Annotated in this window: 9 protein-coding genes; 4 read left to right on the plus strand and 5 right to left on the minus strand. The window is 72.0% G+C overall.

The features are described from left to right. Window positions 1-126 precede the first annotated feature (126 nt). Both ftsL and rsmH read right to left on the minus strand, forming a co-directional pair. Window positions 127-705 (minus strand): cell division protein FtsL, encoded by a 579-nt coding sequence (ftsL, locus tag FE633_RS46185; RefSeq protein WP_138051146.1) that lies wholly within the window; start codon window positions 703-705, stop codon window positions 127-129. 22 nt (window positions 706-727) lie between these two features. Continuing rightward, window positions 728-1666: a 16S rRNA (cytosine(1402)-N(4))-methyltransferase RsmH gene (gene rsmH, locus FE633_RS46190; protein WP_281291352.1), complete on the minus strand. Its 939-nt coding sequence runs from the start codon at window positions 1664-1666 to the stop codon at window positions 728-730. A gap of 543 nt (window positions 1667-2209) precedes the next feature. On the opposite strand from rsmH, the gene FE633_RS46195 reads away from it, so the two are divergent. The 4 genes from FE633_RS46195 (at window position 2210) to FE633_RS46210 (ending at window position 7725) form a co-directional block, all read left to right on the plus strand. Next, the gene (locus FE633_RS46195) at window positions 2210-2767 is read left to right on the plus strand and encodes a beta-class carbonic anhydrase (RefSeq protein WP_138051147.1); all 558 of its coding nucleotides are present in this window, start codon (window positions 2210-2212) and stop codon (window positions 2765-2767) included. Between the two features lie 175 nt (window positions 2768-2942). Continuing rightward, entirely contained in the window at window positions 2943-3980 is a 1038-nt protein-coding gene (locus tag FE633_RS46200; protein WP_138051148.1) for an AAA family ATPase, read from the plus strand. Next, window positions 3980-5335, plus strand: a complete 1356-nt coding sequence (locus FE633_RS46205; RefSeq protein WP_138051149.1) for a DUF58 domain-containing protein — start codon at window positions 3980-3982, stop codon at window positions 5333-5335. Before FE633_RS46200 ends, FE633_RS46205 begins: the two co-directional genes overlap by 1 nt. Continuing rightward, a complete protein-coding gene (locus FE633_RS46210; RefSeq protein WP_138051150.1) occupies window positions 5332-7725 on the plus strand; it encodes a transglutaminase TgpA family protein in 2394 nt (797 codons plus the stop codon). The genes FE633_RS46205 and FE633_RS46210 overlap by 4 nt, the downstream gene beginning before the upstream one ends. Before the next feature lie 227 nt (window positions 7726-7952). Here FE633_RS46210 and FE633_RS46215 read toward each other — a convergent pair whose 3' ends face one another. From FE633_RS46215 to FE633_RS46225, 3 genes are all read right to left on the minus strand, one after another. After that, window positions 7953-8357 (minus strand): DUF3040 domain-containing protein, encoded by a 405-nt coding sequence (locus tag FE633_RS46215; RefSeq protein ID WP_138051151.1) that lies wholly within the window; start codon window positions 8355-8357, stop codon window positions 7953-7955. 327 nt (window positions 8358-8684) lie between these two features. Then, on the minus strand, window positions 8685-9455 hold the full coding sequence (locus FE633_RS46220) for a methyltransferase (RefSeq protein ID WP_138051152.1): 771 nt from the start codon (window positions 9453-9455) through the stop codon (window positions 8685-8687). Window positions 9456-9681: 226 nt separating this feature from the next. Then, a partial coding sequence (locus FE633_RS46225) for an SAV_6107 family HEPN domain-containing protein (RefSeq protein ID WP_138051153.1) occupies window positions 9682-10211 on the minus strand: 530 nt, incomplete at its 5' end.

A 10211-nucleotide genomic window follows, 5' to 3' on the forward strand; every position in this document is an offset into this window, starting at 1 on the left:
CGCCCGGCCCCGGCCTCGGGCTTCGGCTCGGGCTCCGGCTGCCGGGGCGTACGGGCCTGGCGGGGCGCACGGGCCTGGCGGGCGGCGGCACCCGGCGGCGCGGGGGTTCCCTGTCGGACACTTCCGTCACCTGCCGGGGGTCGTGGAGGGGCGCGTGGGCGCGGTGGGGATCTTGGACGGGGTGGCGGATGCCTCGGAGGGGGTGCGGGACTGTGTGGAGGGCGTGCCTTCCGGGGAGCCGGCCGGGCTCGCCACCGGTGTCGAGGCCGTGGGCGTGGGCACGGGTGTGGGGGTGAGCATCTCGGGCGGGCGCACCAGGGGCACGCGCGCCGACGACTGCTGGGGGGCAGCGCTGGGAACGCCTCGCACCGTGCCGTCGGGGTTGAGGAAGGCGGGGTCGCCGCCGGGCACCATGCCCAGCTCGCGGGCGCGGCGCTGGAGGGCGTCCGGGGCGGAGTAGGCATCGACCTCCCGCTGGAGCGCCTGCTCCTCGTCGGTGAGGCTCTTCTTGTCCTTCTGGAGGTCGTCGAGCTTGAACGCGCCCGCGCTGAGGGCGGAGTTCAGCATGAGCAGTCCGATGAGGCCGCCGCCCAGGAGGAGCACGACGAGAAGGACGAAGGGAGTACGGGCAGCCTGCCCGGAGCCGGCCGGGATGAGCCGGGCGAGCCGGGCGGCCCTTCCCCTCAGTTCGGGTTTCCTACTCACTCAACCCTCCCCTTCTTGTGCCTCACTCGGCGTCCTCCCTGATGCGCTGTGCCCCGCGCAGTCGCGCCGGCGCGGCCCGCCGGTTCTCCGCGACCTCTTCCTCCGTGGGAAGTTCGGCTCCGCGCGTCAGCAGCTTGAGCCGGGGCTGGTAGCGCTCGGGCACAACCGGCAGCCCGGCGGGCGCGGTGTTCGCGGCTCCGGCCGCGAACACCTGCTTGACCAGCCGGTCCTCGAGCGAGTGGTACGACAGGACGGCGATCCGGCCCTCCACGGCGAGCGCCTTCACGGCCGCGGGGATCGCCCTCTCCAGGACGGTGAGTTCGCCGTTGACCTCGATGCGCAGCGCCTGGAAGGTGCGTTTGGCGGGGTTGCCACCCGTGCGCTTGGCCGCCTGCGGCAGGGAGTCGCGGATCAGCTCCACCAGGCGCGCGCTGTTGCTGAAGGGCTCCTTCGCGCGCTCACGGACGATCGCGGACACGATCCGCTTGGCCTGCTTCTCCTCGCCGTACGCCCTGAGGATCCGTACGAGCTCACCGGCCGGATAGGTGTTGAGCACCTCGGCCGCGCTGATGCCGGCCGTCTGGTCCATGCGCATGTCGAGCGGGGCGTCCTGGGCGTACGCGAATCCGCGGTCCGCCTCGTCGAGTTGCATGGAGGAGACGCCGAGGTCGAAGAGGACGCCCTGGACGCGCGGGAGGTCCAGGCGGTCGAGCACGTCGGGGAGTTCGTCGTAGACCGCGTGCACCAGGGTGGCCCGGTCGCCGAAGGGGGCGAGCCGCTCTCCGCTGAGGCGCAGCGCCTCCTTGTCGCGGTCCAGGGCGACGAGGCGGGCCTCGGGGAAGCGAGTGAGCAGTGCCTCGCTGTGGCCGCCGAGTCCGAGGGTGCAGTCGACGACGACCGCTCCGGGCCGCTCCAGTGCGGGGGCCAGCAGGTCAAGGCACCGCTGGAGCATCACCGGCACGTGTCGGGCCTGTCCCTCCCGACCGCCGGTACCGCCCTCATGAGGAAGCTCCTCCGGACCCGGTCCGGGGGTACCCCCATCGCGCCCTTGCATTCCGGCCCTCTCAGATCCGACACGGCGTACGCACCGCCGGGCCCCCGCCGTCCCCCAGCCGACGCTGGGAGGTACCCCGGAGAGGGGGAAGGCCTGCCGGCGCCGGAAGCGTCAGCCGACCGGAAGCGGAGAGGAGGCCGAGCCGTACGTACGCGCCGCGCACGTGGGGAGATTCCGGCACATCGCCGGGCCCTCCGGGGAGATATCAGTCAAGCGGGGGAGAGTCTCGCCTCCCGCTTCGCGCCACTTTAGTCCACGGTGTCGCGCGGTCAATCAACCGGCCTGCGCGTCGCGAGCCCCCTCCTTCACTGAAGCCGAACATCGGGGAGAACCACCCTTACGAGGGCGCCCGCATCACCCATGTGGGTTAGCTCACAACAAGGCTCGTTGATGTTCTTTGTCCTCTCTCACAGCAGGCCTTCACCAGGTGTGACGGCTACCGTCATGGATATGACGACCTCCGCATCCGTTCCCACAGAGCCCGAAGGCGCCATATCAGCCGGCGGCACTGTCACCGACCGTCTCGTCGAGGCCAACGAACGGTACGCCGCCGCCTTCTCCGACCCCGGCATGGATGCCCGCCCCGTGCTGCGGGTCGCTGTCGTGGCCTGCATGGACGCCCGTCTCGACCTGCACGACGCGCTCGGCCTGTCACTGGGCGACTGCCACACGATCCGCAACGCGGGCGGCGTCGTCACCGACGACGTGATCCGCTCCCTGACCATCAGCCAGCGGGCGCTCGGCACCCGCAGCGTGGTACTCATCCACCACACCGGCTGCGGCCTGGAGTCCCTCACCGAGGACTTCCGCCACGACCTGGAGATGGAGGTCGGCCAGCGCCCCGCCTGGGCGGTCGAGGCCTTCCGGGACGTCGAACAGGACGTGCGGCAGTCCATGCAGCGGGTGCGCACCTCTCCGTTCCTTCTGCACACCGACGACGTACGCGGCTTTGTGTTCGACGTGAAAACCGGTCTACTGCGTGAGATAGACCCCACCCAAAGGGCGTAAGACCCGACATATCACAGCCAGTTGTCCACAGGCGAGTGACACGAACCGGTAACGGCAACAAGAATGCGGGTGTGGCGTCACGCGGAACTTTTCGCGCGTGGTGTCCGTGTTTCGAGTTGGGCCGGTCCGCATCGCAGAGCGCCGGCCCGAGAAAGAACGGGCCGAGGAGGGCCGGGTGACGACCTATGACGATCGAGCGAGCCTTACTGATCTGACCACCACTGTGGAGCGTATCCGCAGTTCGGTGGAGGAAGTGATCGAGGGCAAGCCTGAGGTCGTACGGCTTTCGCTGACCGTACTGCTCGCCGAGGGGCATCTTCTGATCGAGGATGTGCCCGGCGTCGGCAAGACCATGCTGGCCAAGGCACTGGCGCGGTCCATCGACTGCTCGGTGCGGCGTATTCAGTTCACGCCCGACCTGCTGCCCTCGGACATCACCGGGGTGTCCATCTGGGATCAGCAGCGCAGTGACTTCGAGTTCAAGCCGGGCGCGATCTTCGCGCAGATCGTGATCGGCGACGAGATCAACCGCGCGTCGCCCAAGACGCAGTCCGCGCTCCTGGAGTCCATGGAGGAGCGCCAGGTCACCATCGACGGGCAGACTTACGAACTGCCCAGCCCCTTCATGGTGGTGGCGACGCAGAACCCGGTCGAAATGGAGGGCACGTATCCGCTGCCGGAGGCGCAGCGCGACCGATTCATGGCCCGTGTCTCGATCGGCTATCCCAGCGCGGAGGCCGAATTGCAGATGCTGGACGTCCACGGCGGCGTCTCCCCCCTGGACGACCTCCAGCCGGTGGCGCACGCGCACGAGATCGTGAAGCTCATCGACGCGGTCCGCACCGTCCATGTCGCCGACCCGGTGCGGCGTTACGCGGTGGACCTGGTCGCCGCCACCCGCACCCACCCGGACCTCAGACTGGGTGCCTCGCCGCGAGCGACCCTGCATCTGCTGCGTGCGGCGAAGGCGTCCGCCGCCCTCAGCGGCCGGGACTACGCGCTGCCGGACGACGTGCAGGCGCTCGCCGTGGCGGTCCTGGCGCACCGGCTGCTGCCGACCGCCCAGGCCCAGCTGAACCGCCGTACGTCCGAACAGGTCGTCCTCGAGATCCTGCAGCGCACGCCCGTCCCCGCGGCGCCCCCGTCCCAGAGTGGCCTCACGGTGGGCCGAGGCGCTCCCGACTTCGGCCAGCAGCCGCCCCGGAGGCTGTGATGACCACCGGGGGGATGCCGGCGGCGCAGGCCGAGGAGGACAAGGGCGGGCTGCGCACGGCACTCGCCGGGCTCACCACACGCGGGCGCTCCTTCCTGGCCGCAGGAGTGGCGGCCGCGGTGTGCGCGTACGTCCTGGGGCAGAGCGATCTCCTCCGGGTCGGGCTGCTGCTGGCCGTGCTGCCGCTGGTCTGCGCGACCGTGCTGTACCGCACGCGCTACCGGGTGGCGGGCAGCCGCCGGCTCTCCCCCGCGCGCGTGCCCGCGGGCTCGGAGGCCCGGGTGCATCTGCGCATGGACAACGTCTCGCGGCTGCCCACCGGACTGCTGATGCTGCAGGACCGGGTGCCGTACGTGCTGGGGCCGCGACCCCGCTTCGTACTGGACCGGGTGGAGGCGGGCGGCCGGCGCGAGGTGTCGTACCGCGTGCGCTCGGATCTGCGCGGCCGTTATCCACTGGGTCCGCTGCAACTGCGGCTCAGCGACCCCTTCGGGATGTGCGAGCTGACGCGTTCCTTCTCGACGTACGACACCCTGACGGTCATCCCGCGCGTGGAGGCACTGCCGCCGGTGCGGCTGACCGGCGAGGCCAAGGGGTACGGCGAGGGTCGGCATCGTTCGCTGGCTCTGGCCGGCGAGGACGACGTGATCCCGCGTGGGTATCGCTACGGCGACGATCTGCGCCGTGTCCACTGGCGCTCGACCGCGCGCTACGGCGAGCTGATGGTGCGCCGCGAGGAGCAGCCGCAGCGTGCTCGCTGCACGGTGCTCCTGGACACCCGGGGCATCGCTTTCGAGGGCGCGGGTCCGGACTCGGCCTTCGAATGGGCCGTGTCGGGCGCGGCATCGGCCCTGGTGCACATGCTCGAGCGGGGCTTTTCGGTACGGCTGTTGACGGACACCGGCAATTCGGTGCCCGGCGAGGGGGCCGACGGGTTCGCGGGCGCCAGCCAGGAGTCGGCGGACGCGGCGGGGCTGATGATGGACACCCTCGCGGTGATCGACCACTCCGACGGCACGGGCCTGTCACGGGCGTACGACGTGCTGCGCGGAGGGAACGAGGGGCTTTTGGTGGCTTTCCTCGGCGACCTCGACGAGGAGCAGGCGACGGTGCTCGCCAAGATGCGGCAGCGCAGCGGCGGGGCGGTCGCCTTTCTGCTGGACAGCGACGCGTGGGTGCGCGGAGCTGCCGCCACGGAAGAGAGCGAGGAGCGGCTTCGGATGCTGCGTGAGGCGGGCTGGACCGCCGTGACCGTCCCGCCGGGCACAAGCCTGACCGACCTGTGGCGGGAAGCGGACCGGCAGCGCACTCAGGTCGCGCCGACGGGAAGTACGGCAGGGGGCGGTGGCTCATGAGCGGGGGCGCACGACTGGCGCTGTGCGCCGCGGCGGCGACGCTGATGGCGGCGTGCGCGCTGCTGCCGCTGGTCGATCCCGCCACCTGGCTCCTGCAGGCGGCGTTCCTGCTCGCGGTGCAGACCGGCGTGGGCGCGGCAGCCCGGCGGGTGCCACTGGCCCGGCCGCTCACGATCGCGGTGCAGGCGCTGGTGTCGCTGATGCTGCTGACGCTGACGTTCGCCCGTGAGCACGCCGTGTTCGGGATCATCCCCGGCCCGGATGTGTTCCAGCACTTCGGGGTGCTGTTGCAGGCGGGCGCGGACGACGTCGGGCGGTACTCGATTCCGGCGCCGCTGTCGGACGGCATCAGGATGATGACGGTCGGCGGTGTCCTGGTGATAGGGCTCGCCGTGGACGCGCTCGCGGTGACAATGCGCAGCGCGGCACCGGCCGGACTGCCGCTGCTCGCGCTGTACTCGGTCGCCGCGGGGCTCTCGGACGGCGACGGATGGCCGTGGTTCCTGCTGGCCGCCATCGGTTACCTGATGCTGCTGCTGGCGGAGGGCAGGGACCGGCTCTCGCAGTGGGGCCGGGTCTTCGGCGGCGCGCCCCGCGCACCGTCCCCCGACACCTCGGGAGGTGCGGTCGCCCCGATCCGCACGGGGCGGCGCATCGGCGCCGTCGCGCTCGGCATCGCCCTGGTGGTGCCGCTCGGCCTGCCCGCCCTCGACGGCGGTCTGCTGGACAGCGCGGGGACGGGCGTCGGTTCGGGCTCCGGGGGCGGCGGCACGATCTCCGCGGTCAACCCGCTGGTCTCGCTCCGCGACAGCCTGAACGTGGACGAGGACCGCGAGGTCATGTCCTACCGCACCAACTCCGAGGAGACGCAGGACCTTTACCTGCGGATCGTCTCGCTCGACGAGTTCGACGGCACGGCTTGGAAACCCGCCAAGCGCAACATCACGGCCGTACCCGACAGCTTCCCGACGCCACCCGGCCTCGGGGGCGAGGTCCGACGCACCGAGATCCAGACGAAGCTCTCCGCGGCGAACTGGTACGCGCAGGACTGGCTGCCCATGCCCTACCCCGCCAGCAAGGTGGACATCAGCGGCAAGTGGCGGTTCGAGCCCGTGGGGCGCACGCTCGTCGGCGACCACGGCCAGACCACCCGCGGGCTGGAGTACACGGTCAACAGCCTGATCGTGCAGCCGACCGCGGAGCAGCTCGCCGACGCGCCGGCGGCGCCCGCGGCGCTGCGGCGCGAGTTCACCGAGGTGCCGGACTCGCTGCCTCCGGTCGTGGCGGACACGGCCCAGCGGATCACGGCGGGCTCGACCAACAACTACGAGCGCGCAGTGAAGCTCCAGGACTGGTTCGCCCTGGAAGGCGGCTTCACATACGACACCGAGGTGCAGGTCGGCAGCGGCTCCCAGGCGATAGCGCGCTTCCTGAGGGACAAGGAGGGCTTCTGCGTCCACTTCTCCTTCGCGATGGCCTCGATGGCCCGCACGCTGGGCATACCGGCCCGTGTCGCGGTCGGCTTCACGCCCGGCTCGCCCCAGGCGGACGGCACGATGACGGTGGGGCTGCGGGACGCGCACGCCTGGCCCGAGCTGTACTTCGAGGGCGTGGGCTGGACCCGCTTCGAGCCGACGCCGAACCGGGGCACGGTTCCGGAGTACACCCGGACGAACACGCCGGGCACCAGCGTCCCCGCCCCGAACAGGCCTTCCGAGTCCGCGTCGACGGCTCCCTCCGCCGCGCCCTCGACCAGCGAGAGCTGCTCGGTGACGCAGAAGAGGCTGGACCAGTCCTGCGCGAGTGAGTCTCCGGAGGCCGCGTTCGGCGTGACGAACGACGGCCCGCCGTGGGGCCTGATCCTGGGACTGATCTTCGCGGCGCTCGCCGTACTCGCGGTGCCGCTGCTGCCGATGCTGTGGCGGATACGAGTACGGTCCGTGCGGCTCGGCGCCCACGGGCGTACCGAGGCGGAGGCGGCGGCGCACACGCTGGCGGTGTGGCATGAGGTGACCGATACGGCGTGGGACTTCGGTATCGCGCCGGACGAGTCCCAGACGCCTCGCAAGGCGGCGGCACGCATCGTCCGGATCGGGCATCTGGATTCGGCGGCCGCGGCCTCCGTCCACCGGGTCGCGGACGCCGTGGAACAGGTCCTGTACGCGCCGCGGCCGCGGGCGACGGCGGGTCTGGCCGACGACGTCCGCCGTATGACCGAGGGTCTGCGCGCCACGGTCAGCCGCGGCACCCGCCTCCGGGCACTCCTCGCACCCCGTTCGGCTGTGCGGGTGGTGTGGGCGGTCGCCGAGAGCTGGGCATCGCTCACAGCCAGGGCATCGGCCCGCTGGACGACGCTGACGCGGCGGCCGTCGGGGCAGAGCAACAGCTGAGGGGGACGGTCTAAGGGGACGGTTGAGGGCTGACCGTCGAAGGGGACGGTTGAGGGCTGGCCCCGAAGGGCGCCCACCCGGTGTCGGGTGGGCGCCCTCGTTCGTTGTGCGTTCCAGCGCGATGCGATCCGGAGGGTCGCGTCTTCTCGGCATGCCGAAGGGGTGGCCACCCGCAGGTGGTCACCCCTTACGCGCTGTGTCGGCTCTCGGGCTCTCCGCCCGGAGGGCTAGTGGCCTTGTTCGTCGCGGCGCCGCTGCCAGCGCTCTTCGATACGGTCCATCATGGAGCGCCGCTGCCGGCCCTGACGGCGGGCGGGCGGTGCGCCCGGCGCACCCGCCGCGGCGGGTTGCTCGCCCGGCTTGGGGGCTTTGCGCCAACCGGTGACGGCGAGCACGGCGCAGCCCAGCATGACGAGGAAACCCACCACACTGACCCAGATCTGCTGTGCGACCATTCCGGCCATGAGGAGCGCGATACCTACGAGAAAGCCGGCGACCGCCTGGTAGACCCGTCGCCGGGTATACGTACGCAGCCCGCTTCCCTCAAGCGCTGTCGCGAACTTGGGATCTTCGGCGTACAGCGCTCGCTCCATCTGCTCGAGCATTCGCTGCTCGTGCTCCGAGAGCGGCACGGAGTCCTCCTCATCGTGCAGTCGCCGGGGCGACCGGGGGTCCCCTTCAGGATAGGCAGGGAATCGCCCCCGTGAAACCCGCCCCTCTACGCCAATTCGCCGACCGGAACCCGCCATGGCACCCCGGTTCACTGAAGCTTGCATTCCCCAGCGACCGGCCTGGCATGCCGGACGGTCTCCCTCGATCATACGGCTCCGAGTCCACGATCGGGGGGCCTGTGGCGTACTCCATCTGCCGCCGCACACCTGATCATTGGCGCACCCCTCATTTTGGCTCGGTCGCTTCCGGGGCGCTCCAGCCGGTGTCGGGCTCTCGGGGGAGACCGCTCAGGCGCCGGCGGCTTCTCCCGTCTCGCCGAGCACGTGGATCTGGGTCGCCACGGAGTGGAAGGCGGCGAGCTCGGCCGCCGCGGCCTCCAGCTTGAGCAGGGCGTCCAGCGCTCCCGGCTCGGTGTCCACGAGGACTCCGGGGACCAGGTCCGCGAAGATCCGTACGCCGTGGACGGCGCCCACGCGCAGCCCGGCGCCCTCGACGAGAGCGGTGAGCTGCTCGGTGGTGAAGCGCCGCGGCACGGGGTCACCCTCGCCCCAGCGGCCGTCCGGGTCGCCGAGGGCCTGCTGGGCCTCCGTGAAGTGCCCGGCCAGTGCGCGCGCCAGCACGGCGCCGCCCAGGCCCGCGGCGAGCAGACTGAGGACGCCCTCGGAGCGCAGCGCGCTCACCGCGTTGGCGACGCCTTCGGCCGGGTCGTCCACGTACTCGAGCACGCCGTGGCACAGCACCACGTCATAGCCGCCGCGCTCGACGACGTCGAAGAGGCCGTGGGCGTCGCCCTGGACACCCTGCACGCGGTCGGCGACGCCGGCCTCGGCGGCCCGGCGCTCCAGCGCGAACAGCGCGTTCGGACTGGGGTCGACCACGGTGACGCGGTGGCCGAGGCGAGCGACGGGCACCGCGAAGTTGCCGCTGCCGCCTCCCGTGTCGAGCACGTCGAGCGACTCCCGGCCCGTGGCCTTGACCCGGCGGTCGAGGGCGTCCTTCAGGACCTCCCAGACCACGGCGGTACGGAGAGAAGCGCGGGGGCGCATCGGGTCCGACACGGCAGTTGACTCCTCGGCGCGGCACCGCCTCATGTACGGCGGAGCGATGGTGATACCTCCCGCGGCCTGTGCGGCCAGGGAGAGTGCAGGCGCTTCCAACCCTATTGCCTCCGGCCCCGCGCCCGGTCCTCCGTCTCGCGCGGCGGACGGCGGCCCTCTCCCCGGCCTTGGGCGCCCTGGTCGGACATCACCCCTCGCCACGTCCACTCCCCGCCTCCAGGGGCCGTCAGCCCGCATCCGGTACGTCCGGTGCGTCCCGTACGCCGGGCGCTCCCTGGTCGCCGTCCTGCCGCGGCTGGGGCAGGACGGGCTGCAGGACCAGCATGCGCTCGACGAGGCGCAGGAACATCGCCACGTCGCGCAGCAGGTCGTCGGCGTCGCGGCTGCTGGCCGCGCCCCGTATGCCCGCCTCCGCGCGGGCGCGGCGGCGGGCGCCGGCTGCGAACAGCGCGCTCCACTCCGCGAGTTCGGGCGCGATCTCGGGGAGCACTTCCCAGGCGCTCCGGATCTTGGCCCGGCGCCTCGCGGTGGCCTCCGGGCGGCCCCGGGAGGCGAGGACGGCGGCCGCGGTGCGCAGGGCGGCCAGATGGGCCGTCGCGTAACGCTCGTTGGGCGCTTCCAGCAGCGCCGCCTCGTCGAGTCCGGCGCGGGCCTGGGCGAGCAGGTCGAGCGCGGCGGGCGGGGCCGTGGCCCGGCGCAGCACGGGGTGCACGTCGCTCGCCGGGCCGGGCAGTGAGGGGGCAGGGCCGGTGGCGC

The sequence above is a fragment of the Streptomyces montanus genome, from assembly GCF_005786655.1.
GTDB lineage: Bacteria > Actinomycetota > Actinomycetes > Streptomycetales > Streptomycetaceae > Streptomyces > Streptomyces sporangiiformans.